This is a genomic window from Sphingobium sp. FW306-1B-F04DB (assembly GCF_058781925.1).
On record NZ_JBYSXE010000005.1, the window covers coordinates 97,344 to 112,614 of the forward strand.

15 protein-coding genes are annotated in these 15,271 nt (G+C 65.7%); 8 read left to right on the top strand and 7 right to left on the bottom strand.

Features of this window, described 5'->3' with window-relative positions; genetic code table 11:
* Positions 1-42: 42 nt before the first annotated feature.
* From AC3WJD_RS04830 to rpmI, 5 genes are all read right to left on the bottom strand, one after another.
* Positions 43-927 carry an aldose 1-epimerase family protein gene (locus AC3WJD_RS04830; protein ID WP_492745028.1) on the bottom strand — a complete coding sequence of 295 codons (885 nt, stop codon included), beginning with the start codon at positions 925-927 and terminating at the stop codon, positions 43-45.
* Positions 920-3,310 carry a phenylalanine--tRNA ligase subunit beta gene (gene pheT / locus AC3WJD_RS04835; protein ID WP_492745030.1) on the bottom strand — a complete coding sequence of 797 codons (2,391 nt, stop codon included), beginning with the start codon at positions 3,308-3,310 and terminating at the stop codon, positions 920-922. The genes AC3WJD_RS04830 and pheT overlap by 8 nt, the downstream gene beginning before the upstream one ends.
* A complete protein-coding gene (gene pheS / locus AC3WJD_RS04840) occupies positions 3,307-4,383 on the bottom strand; it encodes a phenylalanine--tRNA ligase subunit alpha (protein WP_492745032.1) in 1,077 nt (358 codons plus the stop codon). Before pheS ends, pheT begins: the two co-directional genes overlap by 4 nt.
* A 114-nt stretch (positions 4,384-4,497) precedes the next feature.
* A complete protein-coding gene (gene rplT, locus AC3WJD_RS04845) occupies positions 4,498-4,863 on the bottom strand; it encodes a 50S ribosomal protein L20 (protein ID WP_241633379.1) in 366 nt (121 codons plus the stop codon).
* A gap of 13 nt (positions 4,864-4,876) precedes the next feature.
* Complete coding sequence (rpmI, locus tag AC3WJD_RS04850; RefSeq protein ID WP_492745037.1) at positions 4,877-5,080, bottom strand: 50S ribosomal protein L35; 204 nt, start codon at positions 5,078-5,080, stop codon at positions 4,877-4,879.
* Between the two features lie 188 nt (positions 5,081-5,268).
* On the opposite strand from rpmI, the gene AC3WJD_RS04855 reads away from it, so the two are divergent.
* Both AC3WJD_RS04855 and AC3WJD_RS04860 read left to right on the top strand, forming a co-directional pair.
* Positions 5,269-7,389 (top strand): AsmA family protein, encoded by a 2,121-nt coding sequence (locus tag AC3WJD_RS04855; RefSeq protein ID WP_492745039.1) that lies wholly within the window; start codon positions 5,269-5,271, stop codon positions 7,387-7,389.
* 39 nt (positions 7,390-7,428) lie between these two features.
* On the top strand, positions 7,429-7,872 hold the full coding sequence (locus tag AC3WJD_RS04860; RefSeq protein ID WP_492745041.1) for a VOC family protein: 444 nt from the start codon (positions 7,429-7,431) through the stop codon (positions 7,870-7,872).
* On the opposite strand, the gene hisN is transcribed toward AC3WJD_RS04860, so the two are convergent.
* A complete protein-coding gene (gene hisN / locus AC3WJD_RS04865; protein WP_492745043.1) occupies positions 7,835-8,623 on the bottom strand; it encodes a histidinol-phosphatase in 789 nt (262 codons plus the stop codon). The two genes, AC3WJD_RS04860 and hisN, sit on opposite strands and share 38 nt — an antisense overlap.
* Before the next feature lie 170 nt (positions 8,624-8,793).
* On the opposite strand from hisN, the gene AC3WJD_RS04870 reads away from it, so the two are divergent.
* Together AC3WJD_RS04870 and AC3WJD_RS04875 are read left to right on the top strand one after the other, a co-directional pair.
* The gene (locus tag AC3WJD_RS04870) at positions 8,794-9,660 is read left to right on the top strand and encodes an AraC family transcriptional regulator (RefSeq protein WP_492745045.1); all 867 of its coding nucleotides are present in this window, start codon (positions 8,794-8,796) and stop codon (positions 9,658-9,660) included.
* Between the two features lie 78 nt (positions 9,661-9,738).
* Positions 9,739-10,164, top strand: coding sequence for a VOC family protein (locus tag AC3WJD_RS04875; protein WP_492745047.1), 426 nt, complete (start codon positions 9,739-9,741; stop codon positions 10,162-10,164).
* A 13-nt stretch (positions 10,165-10,177) separates the two neighbouring features.
* Here the strand turns inward: AC3WJD_RS04875 and AC3WJD_RS04880 are convergent, their stop codons facing one another.
* Positions 10,178-11,113 carry a ribose-phosphate pyrophosphokinase gene (locus AC3WJD_RS04880; RefSeq protein ID WP_492745049.1) on the bottom strand — a complete coding sequence of 312 codons (936 nt, stop codon included), beginning with the start codon at positions 11,111-11,113 and terminating at the stop codon, positions 10,178-10,180.
* A 108-nt stretch (positions 11,114-11,221) separates the two neighbouring features.
* Between AC3WJD_RS04880 and AC3WJD_RS04885 the strand changes: the two genes are divergently transcribed.
* From AC3WJD_RS04885 to AC3WJD_RS04900, 4 genes are all read left to right on the top strand, one after another.
* The gene (locus AC3WJD_RS04885; RefSeq protein ID WP_492745050.1) at positions 11,222-12,874 is read left to right on the top strand and encodes an NAD+ synthase; all 1,653 of its coding nucleotides are present in this window, start codon (positions 11,222-11,224) and stop codon (positions 12,872-12,874) included.
* 108 nt (positions 12,875-12,982) lie between these two features.
* The gene (gene gltX / locus AC3WJD_RS04890; protein ID WP_492745052.1) at positions 12,983-14,320 is read left to right on the top strand and encodes a glutamate--tRNA ligase; all 1,338 of its coding nucleotides are present in this window, start codon (positions 12,983-12,985) and stop codon (positions 14,318-14,320) included.
* Positions 14,320-14,502, top strand: a complete 183-nt coding sequence (locus AC3WJD_RS04895; RefSeq protein ID WP_492745053.1) for a DUF4169 family protein — start codon at positions 14,320-14,322, stop codon at positions 14,500-14,502. Before gltX ends, AC3WJD_RS04895 begins: the two co-directional genes overlap by 1 nt.
* Positions 14,503-14,603: 101 nt before the next feature.
* Complete coding sequence (locus tag AC3WJD_RS04900; protein ID WP_492745054.1) at positions 14,604-15,260, top strand: TonB family protein; 657 nt, start codon at positions 14,604-14,606, stop codon at positions 15,258-15,260.
* Positions 15,261-15,271 lie beyond the last annotated feature (11 nt).

Sequence of the window (15,271 nt, forward strand, 5' to 3'; positions counted from 1 at the left end):
CTGTAAATGGGGGCGTTGCTGAGAAAGGATGGCGATACGTCGTCAGTTCTCGGCAAGCGTCACATGCATGGTGAAGGACCGGCTGGCGCCGGGCCCGATCAGGAAGACGCCCGGCTTCTCGTTGAAATCACCTTCAAAGCCTTCGGGATCGGCCATGCCTGCCCAGGGCTCGATGCAGACGAAGCGCGCACCCGGCTTGGTCCAGATGCCGAGCCATTCGGTATCGGGAAAGGCGATGTCGAGTTGCGGGCCGTTGGCCCCGCCATAACGCAGCGCACGGCTTTCGAGGCGGTCCCAGATCAGCGCGTCGTGCGCGAAGAGCTCGTCCTTCAGCACCAGTTCGCGCCCGTTGACCGGGCTCGAAACCGTGGGCTGACCGATCAGTCCGCCGGGGACGATGCGCCGGGTATCCGCGGGCTCGTCCTTCTCGAAGACGATGCGATGGTTCTCGCGCGCGCCACCATAGGGCAGCGGCCACGCAAAGGCGGGGTGGAAGCCGAAGCTCGCGGGCAACGGCTCGGTCCCCGGATTGCCGATTGTCGCGATCACCGTCAGCGTCGTGCCCGACAGGTGGAAGGCCATGTCGAGCACAAACGCAAAGGGATAGACCGCCTGCGTCTCGGGGCTGTCGACGAGCCGGAAGCGTACCGCATCGGGATCCTGTGCCACGATGGTGAAATCGCGCCGCCGTGCGAAACCGTGCTGCGGCAGCTCGTAGCTCTTCTCGCCCAGCCGATAGCGATCGCCGTTCAATCGTCCGACGATCGGGAACAGGATCGGTGCGTGTCCTGCCCAGAAAGCGGGATCGCCGTCGCTCATCAGCTCGCGGCCCTGCGCGTCGGTCAGACTCACCAGCTCCGCGCCCAACGGCGCGATCCGCGCCGTCAGGTCGCCCGAGCTGATCGAGACCGCGCCCTTTTCAGCCACGCAGCCTCGCGCCGATCTTTTCGGCCGCCTTGACGACCTTGTCCGAGATCGCGGTCAGGTCCTCGTCGGTGAAGCTCTTGTCCTGCGGTTGCAGGATCACTTCCACCGCGACCGATTTATGGCCTTGCTCAACACCCTGGCCGACAAAGACGTCAAACAGTCTTGCCGTCACGATCGCCTGCTTGTCGGCGCCCTTCACTGCGCGGACAAGGCTGTCCGCGGGGGTATCGGCGGGCACGAGGAAGGCGAAATCGCGCGTCACCGCCTGCAGCGCGGGCGGCGCATAGGCGGTCCGCATCCGCCCCGCGGCGCGCCTGCCCGGAATCGCGTCGAGATAGAGCTCGGCCGCAATCACGGTGCCGTCGAGGTCGAAGGCCTTGGCGGTCAGCGGATGGAGCGTGCCGAAGGCGGCGAGCACGGTCTTGGGCCCGAGTCGCAGCGTCGCCGACTGGCCGGGATGGAAATGCTCGCCCGCCTCACCGAAGACCTGCAGATTCTCGACGGGCGCACCCGCCGCGGCGAGGAGTGCCAGCACTTCCGCCTTGCCATCGAACGCGTCGAAGCCCTGCGCCTTGCCCGTCTGCCAGTTGCGCGGCGCCTTGTCGCCCGCGAGCACGAAGCCCAGCGTCAGCCGCTCATTATCGCTGAAGTAACGCCGGCCCAGCTCGAACAGACGGATCGTCTCCGCGCCGCGCGCCTGGTTGCGCGCTGCCGCGCCGAGCAGCCCCGGCAGCAGCGAGGGGCGCATGACCTTCATGTCCTCGGAGATCGGGTTGGCGAGCGTCCAGTCGCCGCCACCAAAAGCTGCCGCCTCCTTCTCGGAGAGGAAGCTCCATGTCACCGCTTCGTTGAGCCCGCGCTCGGCCGCGGTGCGGCGCACGCGGCGCTCCATCAGCTGCTCGGGCGTCGCGGTCGGCTTCGCAACCCCGGGAGCGCGTGGCAGCGGGGTCGAGGGGACATGATCGAGCCCGACGATGCGGACGACTTCCTCGACCAGATCGGCGCTGCCGATGACGTCGCGCCGCCATGTCGGCGGGGTCACCTGCCATTCATTGCTGCCCGCCACCGCGAAACCCAGACTCTCCAGGATCGTCTTCTGCCGGTCCGCATCGACCGCAACGCCCGCGAGCGTTTCGGTCAGTGCCGGGTCATAGCGATGCGTGGCCATCTGCACGGGCGGCGTGCCCGCGCGCGTGATGGCGCTTGGCGTGCCGCCACAATGATCCAGCACGAGGCGCGTCGCGATCGCGAGGCCGTCGTCGAGAAAGGCCGGATCGACACCACGCTCGAAGCGCTGGCGTGCGTCGCTCGTGAGACCGAGTTTCTGCCCGGTCCGTGCTATGTGGGCGGGATCGAAATAGGCGCATTCGATCAGCACATCGGTGGTGCTTTCGGACACACCCGAATGCTCTCCGCCCATGATGCCGCCGATGTCGTGTACGGCCGCGTCGTCGGCGATCACGGTCATGCTGTCATCGAGCGTGTAGGTCTTGCCGTTGAGCGCCAGCACTTGCTCGCCATCCTTTGCGCGGCGCGCGACGAGCGGCCCCGAGAGCGTCGCACGGTCATAGACGTGGAGCGGTCGTCCCAGATCGGTCGACACGAAATTGGTGACGTCGACCAGCATCGAAATGGGCTTCTGGCCGATCGCCTTGAGCTTGTCGCTCATCCATGCCGGGGACGTGCCGTTAGTGACGCCCGACACGGCCTGCGCGAAGAAGGCCGGGCAGCCCTCGGGATCGAGGGTGGCAACCGCGGGCGCAGGATCGCTTCCCGCCACCGGCTCGAGCGTCGCCATGCGATAGACCTCGGCGAGCGGCCTGAGCGTCCCCAGCCCCGCCGCGGCGAGGTCGCGCGCGATGCCGCGCACGCCCATGCAGTCCTGCCGGTTGGGGGTGATCGAAACGTCGATCACGGGATCGTCGAGACCCGCCCATGCGGCATAGCTCGCACCCACGGGCGCGTCCTCTGGCAGCTCGATGATGCCCTCATGATCCTCGCCCAGCTCGAGCTCGCGGAACGAGCACATCATGCCGTTCGATTCGACCCCGCGGATCGCCGCGACCTTGAGCGTGAGGTCGAGCCCGGGAACATACGCGCCGGGCGAGCCGAAAACGCCGACCAGTCCCGCACGTGCATTGGGCGCGCCGCAGACGACCTGCAGCGGCCCGTTGCCCGCATCGACCGACAGCACCTGCAGCTTGTCGGCCTGCGGGTGGCGCTCGGCGGTCAGCACTTTCGCGATGGTGAAGGGCGCGAGTTTCTCGGCGGCATTCTCGACGCCTTCGACCTCGAGGCCGATGGCATTTAGCGTATCGAGCACCTGGTCGAGCGTTGCCGCGGTATCGAGATGCTCCTTGAGCCAGGACAGTGTGAACTTCATGCGCCCACTCCTCCCGAAAGCGTGGGCACATCGAGTGCCGAGAAGCCATAGTGCCTGAGCCAACGCAGGTCGCCGTCGAAAAAGGCGCGCAGATCATCCATGCCATATTTGAGCATTGCGAGCCGGTCGACGCCGACGCCGAAGGCGAAACCCTGCCATTCTTGGGGATCGAGATTGCACGCTTCGAGCACGCGCGCGTTGACCATGCCGGAGCCGAGCAGCTCCATCCAGCCTTCCCGCCCGCCGAGCACGCGGCGGCCCTTTTCGATCGAATAGCCGACATCGACCTCGACCGAAGGCTCGGTGAAGGGGAAATAGCTCGGACGCAGCCGCAGCACGATGTCGTCGCGCTCGAAGAACGCCTTCAAAAAGGTCTCGAGCGTCCATTTGAGGTGGCCGAGATGGATGCCCTTGTCGATCACCAGACCCTCGATCTGGTGGAACATCGGGGTGTGCGTCGCGTCCGAATCCGAACGATAGACGCGGCCCGGCGCGATGATGCGGATCGGCGGCTTTTCCTGCGTCATGGTGCGGATCTGCACGGGCGAGGTGTGCGTGCGCAGCAGCATGTCGTGTCCATGCCGCTTGTCCGGGAAATAGAAGGTGTCGTGCATCGCGCGTGCGGGATGCGTCTCGGGAATGTTGAGCGCCGTGAAATTGTGCCAGTCGTCCTCGATCTCGGGGCCGGTGGCGACCGAGAAGCCCATATCGGCGAAGATCTCGGCGAGTTCGTCCATCACCTGGCTGACCGGATGTACGCTGCCCTGCGGCGCGGAGGACGGCGGCAGCGTCATGTCGAGCGTTTCCGCAGAGAGCTTCGCATCGAGCGCGGCACGCTCCAGCGCTGCCTTGCGTTCGGCGATGGCGTCGGTGACCGCCTCGCGCAGCGCGTGGATCTTCGGCCCTTCGCTCTGGCGTTGATCGGCGCTCATGCCGCCCAGCGACTTCAACAGCGCGGTGATCGCGCCCTGCTTGCCCAGCGCCTTCACGCGCACGTCCTCGATCGCTTGTGGTGTATCCGCCCCGGCGATCGCCGTCATCAGCTCGGCTTCGAGTGTGGTCAGGTCAGTCATGGATGTCCGCTTCGAGAATGTCGGTGGGGCCATAGAAAGAAGCGCCCCAAAAGCAAAGGGCGCGGATGGCATGTGCCACCCGCGCCCCTGTGTCGCTTTTCGCTACAGGCCGTTTCAGGCGGCCTGGGGCAGAGCCGCCTTCGCCTGAGCGACGATGGCGCTAAACGCTTCACCCTCGTGCATCGCGATGTCGGCGAGGACCTTGCGGTCGAGCTCGATGCCCGCGAGCTTCAGCCCGTGCATGAACTGCGAATAGGTCAGGCCCTCGGCGCGGACGCCCGCGTTGATGCGCTGGATCCACAGACCACGGAAGGTCCGCTTTTTGACCTTGCGGTCGCGATAGGCGTACTGGCCGGCCTTTTCGACCGCCTGACGCGCGATGCGGATCGTGTTCTTGCGACGGCCGTAAAAGCCCTTCGCCTGATCCAGAATCCTCTTGTGCTTGGCTTTCGTGGTCGTACCACGTTTGACGCGTGCCATCTGTCAGTACTCCTTACTTGAGACCGTAGGGCGCCCAGAGCTTCACGTGTCCCCAATCGGACTCGGAAAGCACGTCGGTGCCGCGGTTGGAGCGGATGTACTTGGCATTATGGCTCGAAAGCCGGTGACGCTTGCCGGCAACGCCGTGCTTCACCTTGCCATTGGCGGTGATCTTGAAACGCTTCTTGACCCCGCTCTTGGTCTTCAGTTTGGGCATTTTCGTCTCCTTGTAACTCGACGATTGCGGACGGCCTCGGCATGCCTGACGGCCGGGCAGTCCCCCCGATACTCGGGATGAATCGCGGAAAGCGGGGCCTTTACCCGACAAGGCCCGGCAATGCAACCGCCCGGCGCAGAATTGGAACAGCGCGTTTTGCCAAGAGTTTGAACTTCATGGCTGCCTATATGAACCACGGACGGTTCTCGACGGCGACGCCCCTTCCAAGCCGGCGCAGGATCGATCCTGTGCGAGTCGTGCTTTACACGATCGGCGGCATCATCGCGGCGATCGTGCTTGCGTGGCTGATTCTCTACATCACCAAGGGCCGCTTTCTCAAAGCGCCGTTCGAACGGATCGTCGGCGCCCAGATCGAGCGCAAGGTCGATGTGGAGGGCGATTTTCAGCTCTATTTCAATCCCTTCAACGTCAAATTCTATGCCGAAGGGCTGACCGTATCCAACCCGGAATGGGCGAGCAGCCGCAATTTCTTCGAATCGCGCGTGATCGATACCAACATCGCGACCTGGACGCTGCTGTTCGGCAAGGACCGGATCAACTGGCTCGCGCTTGTCGCGGGTGACGTCAATCTGGAATGGGACAAGGCGGGCAAGCGCAACAGCTGGACCTTCGGCGATCCCGACAAGCCCGCTGAGCCGCTCGAGATTCCGATCATCCGCCAGGCAGTCGTGCGCGGCACCGAAATCCACTATCGCGACCCGCCGATGCGGCTCAGCGCGGATATCCGGATCGAAACGGTGCGTGCCGCCGATACGCGATTCCAGAACGATATCCGCTTCAGCGGCGGCGGTTCGATGCGCAATCGCCCCTTCACCTTGTCGGGCAACCTGATGTCGCCCAACGAGACGATCGAGGGCGGGCGCAACCAGCTCCGTCTCGCGGCCCGATCGGGACCGACGTCGATGACCGTCTCGGGCACGCTGCCCGGCGCGACCGAGATCGAGGGCGCCGATCTGAAGATGGGCGTGCGCGGCCCCAATATCAGCCTGTTGTTCGACTTTCTCGGCGTCGCGGTACCCGACACCCGTGCCTATCGCATCACCTCCAACCTGACCAAGAAGGACGAGTCCTGGCGCTTCACGCGCTTGAAGGGCGTATTCGGCGAAAGCGACATCGCGGGGCTCATGACGATCTCGCGGCCCGAGCAGCGTCTGAAGATCGATGCCGATCTGCAGACGCGCACGCTCGACATCGTCGATGCCGGGCCGTTCATCGGCTATGATCCCGACCGGCTCGAGGCGCGCGGCAATGCGGGTGCGGTGAAGACGGTGGCGGGGCGGCCGCGCGTGCTCCCTGACGCGCCGCTCAGGATCGAGGCGATCAGCCGGTTCGACGCCGACGTCAAATGGAGCGTGCGCCGCGTGCGTGCGAAGAGCTTCCCCGTTTCCAACATCGCGCTCACACTCAATCTCGACCGCAGCCTGATGACGCTGTCGCCCTTCAGCTTCGACATCGCTGGCGGCCATCTCGATTCGGACATCGCGATCAACGCGCGCGGCACGCCCGTGCGCACGCGTTACGACATCCGCCTCGCACCCACGCCGATGGGCCAGCTGCTCGCGCGCTTCGGGGTCGAGCAGTCGGGCACGACCGGCATGCTCAAGGCGCGCGTCGCGATGACGGGTGAGGGCGATACGATCCACAAGTCGCTCGCCACCTCCGATGGGCGCATCGCGATCATCATGCCCCGGGGCACGCTGTGGACGCGCAACGTCCAGCTTTCGGAACTCGATCTCGGCACCTTCGTCACCAAGATGTTCGAGAAGAAGCTCAAGGAGCCCGTGCAGATCAATTGCGGGCTGATCGGCTTCACGGTGCGCAACGGCGTCGGCGCGGCCGATCCGATCCTGATCGACACGCGCAAGAACGTCATCCTCGGGCGCGGCGGGTTCAGTTTCCGCAATGAATCGCTCGACCTCGCGGTGCGTGCTGACGGCAAGAAGTTCAGCCTGTTCTCGGGCCAGTCACCGGTCGGTATCGGCGGCTATTTCGCGGAGCCCAAGCTCGACGTGATCAGTCCTCAACTGGTCAGCCGCGCAGGGGCCGGCCTCGGCCTCGGCGTGCTGGTCAGCCCGCTTGCCGCGGTCATCGCCTTTGTCGATGTCGGTGACGCCAAGGCGGCCGATTGTGGTCCGGTGCTCGCGGGCGCACGCGCGATGTCGCAGCGCACGCGCGGCGGTCAGCCGCGCGACGATGTCGGGCGCGGCACGACGAGCAAGGAAGAAAGCGGAAAGCTGACGAAAACGACCGAGAAGAAGCAGCGCAAGAAGTTCCTCGGAATCTTCTGATCGGCTATAAGCCGTTGCCTGACAGTCAGGGAGAGTTCCATGACCGAAGTCTGTGCCATGACGGGCGTCGTTCCGCATCTGACGATCCGGGACAATCGTGCCAGCGAAGCGATCGATTTCTACACGCGCGCCTTTGGTGCGGTCGAACGGCGCCGCCATCCGGCGGAGGACGGCAAGCGCCTGATGCACGCGCATCTGGAGATCAATGGCGGCCCGTTGATGCTCAATGACGATTTTCCCGAGATGATGGGCGACGAGGCGTCACCGCCGCCGGCGGGCGTGGGGCTGCATCTCGAGGTTCCCAATGCCGACAGGGCTTGGGAACGCGCGCTCGGCGCCGGCGCCTCGGTGCGCTTCCCCTCGACAACCAGTTCTGGGGACAGCGATACGGGCAGGTCACCGATCCGTTCGGGCATGTCTGGTCGATCGGCGGTCCGCTCAAGGATCAGTGATGATGGTCGCCTGCGGCGAGCGCCTCGATGATGTCGTCGATACGCGCGGGGTCGCCTGCCGCGATGACGTCACCCTTGCTGTCGGCGTCGAGCGGATCGCCTGACCAGTCGCACATGCGACCGCCCGCGCCCTCGACCACCGGGATCAGCGCCGCGAAGTCGTGCAGCTTCAGCCCCGCCTCGACCACGATGTCGATATGCCCGGAGGCAACCCCGCCATAGTTATAGCAGTCGCCGCCGAAGATCGTATCGCCGCACTGGCGCGCCAGCCATGAGAAATGCTCGCCCGAGCAGCCCGGGAAAAACTGCGGCCCCGTGGTCGCGAGAATCGCCTTGTCGAGCGTGGGGCAGTTGCGCGTCGCGACCACAGCGCCGTTGAAGGTTGTCGGGCGGCCGACATAGCCGATCCAGCGCTCGCGTGCGATCGGCTGGTCGATCAGCCCCATCACCGGCCAACCGTCCTGCAGCAGCGCGATCAGCGTGCCGAAGATCGGGCGCCCCGCGATGAAGGCGCGCGTGCCGTCGATCGGGTCGATCACCCAGGTCCGCCCGCTCGTCCCCGACTTCTCGCCATATTCCTCGCCGATGATGCCGTCGGCGGGCAGTTCCCCGTCGAGGATCGCGCGAATCGCGGCCTCGGCGGCGCGATCGGCCTGCGTCACGGGCGAGGCGTCGCTCTTGGTCTCGATCTCGTAGCGCGCGCGGAAAAAGGGGCGGATCGCCTCGCCGGCGATGTCGGCCAGCCGGCTTATAAACGCGATATCGGTGTCGGGACGGTTCATGGCGCGTGCGGTAGCGCATGCGCGGACAAGCGACTAGACCTTGATCGTTTCAGGCCGAATCAGCCTGAACGTGAATCAAGGTCTCAACTGTTTGAATAGAGCCTGATTCACGCTTTCGGCGGAAGCGCGAAGCGCTTCCCCCTCAAACGATCAGGCTCTAGACAATGCGCATGGAAAATCGCCGACCCGGCACGGTGCGCCGCCATGACGACGGCGTCGACATGTGGGAAATGGTCGAAGCGCCGCCCCAAGCGAGGCTGGCGGGCGCGGTTGCCGGCTATGCGAGCTATTTCGAGCGGACGACCTCCTTCACCGCGCGGCGCGAGCTTGCCGCCACCGAAGGCGTGCTCATCTTCAACCTCGGCGATCCGCTCGAGATCGTCGGCGCCGATGGGCGCGCCATAATGCTGCGCGCTGGCGAGGGCTTTGCCGGCGGCATTGCCGATGCGACCTCGATCTCGCGCGCCTGCGGTTCGCAGGCGGGTGTCCATATCTTCCTGCCGCTCGAAAGTCTCGCCGCGGTGACCGGCGCACCCGCCGCCGAGATCGCGAATTGCGTAGCGCGGCTCGACGATCTGATCGGAACCGCCGCAAGGGAGGTCGGCGGCCGGCTGGGCGACACGCCCTCGCACGAGGCGCGTTTCGCCATTCTCGACGATTTCCTGATGCGCCGGCTCTACGAAGCGCGCCCGCTCGACCATGCGGTGCTCTGGGCGCGCAAGCGGCTCGCGCGTGACGAGGCGTGCGGCGTCGCGGCGGTGGCGGACGAGATCGGGTGGAGCCGCAAGCATCTGGCGCATCGCTTCAAGGCCGAAACGGGGATCAGCCCCGACACCTATCGCCGGCTCGCGCGCTTCGAGCGTTTCTGGAACGCGCTTCAGGCGCGGCCCGACGACAGCCTTGCCGGGCTCGCGGTCGAGGCGGGCTATCACGACCAGCCGCACATGGCGCGCGATGTCCGCGCCTTCAGCGACATGACGCCAGGCGAGCTGCGCGCGCGCCTGATCCCCGGTCAGGGCGGCGTCCGCGACGACTGAATGCCTGAGGTTACAATCGTGCAAGATCGGTCGGCGGCATACGGTTAGCTTCGCGATGTCAGCAACAGGAGACCGACCATGCCCGTCCGATCCGCTATCATCCCCTGCCTGTCCTACAAGGATGCGCCCGCCGCCATTTCCTTTCTCTGCGACGCCTTCGGCTTCACCCGCCACGCGGTCTATGCCGACGACAAGGACCCGGACTTCATCCATCATGCCCAGCTCATGCGCGACGGGCAGATGGTGATGCTGAGCAGCTTCGCGCGCGACAGCGACTATATGAAGAAGGCCAATATCCTCCACCCGCAGGACGCGGGCGGCAACACCCAGTCGATCTATGTCGTGCTCGACGATGTCGACGGCCATGCGGTACAGGCGCGTGCGGCCGGGGCAAGGATCATCCTCGAGCCCACCGACCAGGACTATGGCGGCCGCAGCTATTCGGCGCTCGACCCCGAAGGCTATCCGTGGAGCTTCGGCAGCTACGACCCGTGGGCGGGCTGAATCCCGCCGCGGCTTAGTCGAACAGGCTCGAGACCGAGCTTTCGTCGGCGATGCGGCGGATCGCCTCGGCGAGCAGCGGCGCGATCGTCAGGTGGCGGATCTTCTTCGCGTCCTTGATGATCTCATGGCTGCCGATCGAGTCGGAGATGACGAGCTCGGCGAGCTCGGAACCTTCGACGCGCGCGACTGCGCCGCCCGAAAGCACGCCGTGGGTGCAATAGGCGACGACGTCCTCGGCGCCTGCGGCCTTGAGCGCGGCCGCGGCGTTGCACAGCGTGCCCGCGGAATCGACGATGTCGTCGATCAGGATGCAGAAACGGCCCTCGACGTCGCCGATGATGTTCATCACTTCCGATTCGCCCGCGCGCTCGCGGCGCTTGTCGACGATCGCGAGCGGGGCGTTGTCGAGTCGCTTGGCGAGCGCGCGCGCGCGCACCACGCCGCCCACGTCGGGCGAGACGACCATGATGTTCTTGCCGCCGAAGCGCGCCTGGATGTCCGCCGACATCACGGGCGCGGCGTAGAGATTGTCGGTCGGGATGTCGAAAAAGCCCTGGATCTGGCCGGCATGCAGATCGACCGAGAGAACGCGGTTGGCGCCTGCGGTCGTGATCAGGTTGGCGACGAGCTTGGCCGAGATCGGCGTGCGCGGACCGGGTTTGCGGTCCTGGCGGGCATAGCCGAAATAGGGGAGCACCGCAGTGATCCGCTTGGCCGATGCGCGCTTGAGCGCATCGATGCAGATCAGCAGCTCCATCAGGTTGTCGTTGGCGGGATAGGCGGTCGATTGGAGCACGAACACATCCTCGCCGCGGACATTTTCATGAATTTCCACGAAAACTTCCTCATCGGCAAAGCGGCGGACGCTCGCGTCGGTGAGGGGGATCTCCAGATATGCGGCGATCGCCTTGGCGAGCGGCAGGTTCGAATTGCCGGTGAGAAGTTTCATGTTTGGTGGTCCCGCGCCGTTTCCCGATTGCCCGCCCCTTTAGTCATCGAAGTGCAATCGTGAAAGGGGGCATTGCCGCTCGGCCCGGCGCTCCCTAATGCACATGCCATGACCGACCGGCTCACCATAGCGCTGGCGCAGCTTTCGCAGCGCGTCGGCGACATCACGGGCAATGCCGATGCCATGCTCGAATGGCGCAAGGCGACGCGCGCCGACCTGATCGTCTATCCCGAGCTCCAGCTCATCGGCTATCCGCCCGAGGATCTGGTGCTCAAGCCCGCGGTGATCGAGCGCGCGCGCGTCGAGCTGGCGCGCCTTGCAAAAGCCACCGCGGACGGCGGCCCCGCGATGCTCGTCGGCACCGTGCTGCTCGAAGCGGGCAAGCTCCATAACGCGCTCGCGCTGCTCGACGGCGGCGGGATCGTCGCGATCACGCGCAAGCGCGAACTGCCCAATTACGGCACCTTCGATGAAAAGCGGCTGTTCGAGCCCGGCCCCCTCCCCGATCCGATCGTCTTTCGCGGCGTGACGCTGGGCCTGCCGATCTGCGAGGACATCTGGTTTCCCACCGTCTGCGCCAACCTTGTGCAGAAGGGTGCCGAGCTTCTGATCGCGCCGCATGGCAGCCCCTATGAGATCGACAAGGACGATCTGCGCGCGAACGGCATCGCCGCCGCGCGCGTGCAAGAGACGGGCCTGCCCCTCGTCTTCCTCAATCGTGTCGGCGGGCAGGACGAGATCGTCTTCGACGGCGCCTCGTTCGTGCTCAATGCCGACGGCGAACTCGCGCACCAGCTCCCCGACTGGGAGGAGACGCTGGTCGAGACCGTGTGGGAGCGCGGCGAAAGCGGCTGGCGCTGCGCGCCCGGCGAGCTTCATGCGCTCGATCCGCATCCCGCCGATGTCTATCACGCGATGGTCGTTGGCCTGCGCGACTATGTGAACGCCAACCGCTTTCCGGGCGTCGTGCTCGGCCTGTCGGGCGGGATCGATTCGGCGATCTGCGCCGCCATCGCCGCCGATGCGCTGGGGCCCGAGCGCGTCTGGTGCGTGATGCTGCCCAGCCGCTTCACCAGCCAGGAAAGCCTCGACGACGCGGTCCAGTGCGCGGCGATGATAGGTTGCCGGCTCGACACCATCCCGATCGTTCCCGCGGTCGATGCGTTCGATGCGATGCTCTCCGACAGCTTCGCCGACCGCAATGTCGACATTACCGAAGAGAATATCCAGTCGCGCATCCGTGGCGTGACACTGATGGCGCTCTCCAACAAGTTCGGCCACATGCTGCTGACAACCGGCAACAAGTCCGAGATGTCGGTCGGCTACGCCACCATCTATGGCGACATGGCGGGCGGCTATAATCCGCTGAAGGACGCGTACAAGACGACGGTGTTCGAGATTTCGCGCTGGCGCAACGCCAACTGCCCCGATCACGGCCTCGGCCCCGATGGCCCAGTCATCCCCGAACGCATCATCACCAAACCGCCCTCGGCCGAACTGCGTCCCGACCAGAAGGATTCGGACAGCCTGCCCCCCTATGAGGAACTCGATGCGATCCTGCACGGGCTCGTCGAGGAGGAGCTGTCGGTCGACGATGTCGCGGGGCGCGGCTTCGAGCGCGCTACCGTCGCGCGCATCGAACGGCTGCTCTACATCGCCGAATACAAGCGCCGCCAGGCACCCCCCGGCGTCAAGCTTGGCAAGCGCAATTTCGGGCGTGATCGTCGCTACCCCATCACCAACGCATTCCGGACATCGTGAAATATTTCCCTGTCATTCCCGCGAAAGCGGGAATCCAGACGATGTCGAACATCCGCGCGGGCGCTTCTGGATTCCCGCTTTCGCGGGAATGACACTAAAGGCAAGGCAATGACCGTCACCACCCGCTTCGCCCCCTCGCCCACCGGCCGACTCCACGTCGGCAATATCCGCACCGCGCTCCACAACTGGATGTGGGCGAAGAAGCATGGCGGCCGCTTCCTGCTCAGGATCGACGACACCGACGCCGAACGCTCGACCGAGGCAAATGTCGAATCGATCCGCGCCGATCTCGCATGGCTCGGGCTCGCGTGGGACGGCGAGGCGCGCCAGTCCGAACGCTTCGCGCTTTATGAGGAAAGGTTCGCGGCGCTGAAGGCCGCGGGCCGCGTCTATCCGGCTTACGAGACCGCGCAGGAACTCGATCTCAAGCGCAAGGTGCTGCTCGGGCGCGGCCTGCCGCCCGTCTATGACCGCGGCGCGCTGAAGCTCAGCGATGCCGAGCGCGCCGCGTTCGAGACCGAGGGCCGCCAGCCGCACTGGCGCTTCAGGCTCGATCACGACACGCCGATCGTCTGGCACGACCTCATCCGCGGCGAGCAGCGCTTCGATCCGCACCTGCTTTCCGACCCCGTGATCCGCCGCGCCGATGGAAGCTGGCTCTACATGCTCCCCTCGGCGATCGACGACGTCGATATGGGCACCACGCATGTCGTGCGCGGCGAGGACCATGTCTCCAACACCGCGGCGCAGCTCCAGATGTTCGCGGCACTCGGTGCCGAAGCGCCCCAGTTCGCGCACGAGGCGTTGCTGACGGGCAGCGAGGGCAAGCTTTCCAAGCGCCTCGGCTCACTCGGCGTCGATCATTTCCGCGATGCCGGTATCGAGCCCGTCACGATCGTTGCCAAGCTTGCGCGCATTGGCACCAGTGATCCCGTCGAGGCGGTCACCGATCCGCAGCCGCTTGTCGACAGTTTCGACTTCGCGCATTTCGGCCGCGCCCCTGCGCGCTTCGACGAGACCGAGCTGGCGCAACTCAACGCACGCATCGTCCACCAGCTCGATTACACCGCGGTTGCTGATCGCCTGCCTGCGGGCATGGACGAGGCGGTCTGGGTCGCGATCCGCCCCAATCTGGAAACCGTCGCGCAGGCCGCAGAGTGGTGGACGGTGATCGGGGGGCCGGTAACAGCGCCCGACATATCGGCCGAGGACCGCGCCTATCTTGCCGAGGCGGCGCAGGCGGCCCGAACCATCGACTGGGCCGTCGATCCATGGCACGCGCTTACCGCCGCGCTCAAGGAGGCCACGGGTCGCAAGGGCAAGCCCCTCTTCCTCCCGCTGCGCCAGGCGCTGACCGGACGCGACCACGGCCCCGACATGGCGGCGCTGCTGCCGCTGATCGGACGCGAGCGCGCGCTCGAACGGCTGACGGCCATCGCGGACTGATGGTCGAGATCATAAACCTGCGCCTCGCACGCAAGGCGAAGGCGCGCGCCGATGCGGCACGGACCGCTGAGGCGAACCGCGCGAAGTTCGGGCGGACCGCGGCGCAGAAAGCGGCGGACAAGGCGACAGGCGAGCGTCACGAGCGCGCGCTCGACGGAGCGCGGCGCCGCACCGACGACTGACGCGTCATTGCCGTCACGAAACATCTTGCGCGAATCATGTAATGATGTAACATCATCTTCACGCGGTGCCAACCGTGGCGCCGCCCGAGAGGAGGGACGTCATGCACAGCGCAGGAGGCTATCTCGACCAGAAAACCCGCAGCCCGACCAGCCTGGGTGCGGCCATCGCGATCAACGGGGCTATCATCGGCGCACTGCTGTTCAGCGCGCCTGAGATTATTCCCGAAGGCATCAGGGTCATTCCGCTGATCAATCCGATCGAGGCGCCCGACCCCGCCCCACCGCCGCCCGAACCGGTGAGCCAGAAGATCGAGCCCAAACAGGGTGCCGAAAGCCATGTTACGCCCACGCAATCGATCCTCCCGTCCAGCGAGAATGACTTCACTGCGGATACGATCATCACCCCGCCACCGCCTCTTCCGGGGACGATCGGTGGCGGTACGATCATCCAGAATCCGCCGCATAAACCCGTCTTTGTCGGGCCGCAGATCGAGCAAAGATATCTCAAGCTCTTCCAGCCACCCTATCCACCGGGCAAACAGCGCGTGGGTGAGGAAGGTGTCGTCGTCGTCCGGGTGCTCGTGGGTCCCGATGGTCGCGTGAAACGGGTCGAGCGCGTCGAGGCCGCCGACGACGCCTTTTACGAGGTCACCGTCAGCCAGGCGCTCCGCAAATGGCGCTTCACCCCCGCCACGCGCGATGGCGTTCCCGTCGAGGGGTGGCGCGAGATGACGGTGCGCTTCGAACTCGAGGGCTGAGCGCCCGATCC

Excerpts from the sequence above, each read along its gene's own strand:
- AC3WJD_RS04880 (WP_492745049.1), bottom strand. The coding sequence starts at position 11,113 with ATGAAACTTCTCACCGGCAATTCGAACCTGCCGCTCGCCAAGGCGATC.
- hisN (WP_492745043.1), bottom strand. The coding sequence starts at position 8,623 with ATGAACCGTCCCGACACCGATATCGCGTTTATAAGCCGGCTGGCCGAC.
- AC3WJD_RS04875 (WP_492745047.1), top strand. The coding sequence starts at position 9,739 with ATGCCCGTCCGATCCGCTATCATCCCCTGCCTGTCCTACAAGGATGCG.
- AC3WJD_RS04885 (WP_492745050.1), top strand. The coding sequence starts at position 11,222 with ATGACCGACCGGCTCACCATAGCGCTGGCGCAGCTTTCGCAGCGCGTC.
- AC3WJD_RS04855 (WP_492745039.1), top strand. The coding sequence starts at position 5,269 with ATGAACCACGGACGGTTCTCGACGGCGACGCCCCTTCCAAGCCGGCGC.
- AC3WJD_RS04870 (WP_492745045.1), top strand. The coding sequence starts at position 8,794 with ATGGAAAATCGCCGACCCGGCACGGTGCGCCGCCATGACGACGGCGTC.
- AC3WJD_RS04860 (WP_492745041.1), top strand. The coding sequence starts at position 7,429 with ATGACCGAAGTCTGTGCCATGACGGGCGTCGTTCCGCATCTGACGATC.
- AC3WJD_RS04895 (WP_492745053.1), top strand. The coding sequence starts at position 14,320 with ATGGTCGAGATCATAAACCTGCGCCTCGCACGCAAGGCGAAGGCGCGC.
- gltX (WP_492745052.1), top strand. The coding sequence starts at position 12,983 with ATGACCGTCACCACCCGCTTCGCCCCCTCGCCCACCGGCCGACTCCAC.
- AC3WJD_RS04900 (WP_492745054.1), top strand. The coding sequence starts at position 14,604 with ATGCACAGCGCAGGAGGCTATCTCGACCAGAAAACCCGCAGCCCGACC.
- rplT (WP_241633379.1), bottom strand. The coding sequence starts at position 4,863 with ATGGCACGCGTCAAACGTGGTACGACCACGAAAGCCAAGCACAAGAGG.
- pheS (WP_492745032.1), bottom strand. The coding sequence starts at position 4,383 with ATGACTGACCTGACCACACTCGAAGCCGAGCTGATGACGGCGATCGCC.
- pheT (WP_492745030.1), bottom strand. The coding sequence starts at position 3,310 with ATGAAGTTCACACTGTCCTGGCTCAAGGAGCATCTCGATACCGCGGCA.
- rpmI (WP_492745037.1), bottom strand. The coding sequence starts at position 5,080 with ATGCCCAAACTGAAGACCAAGAGCGGGGTCAAGAAGCGTTTCAAGATC.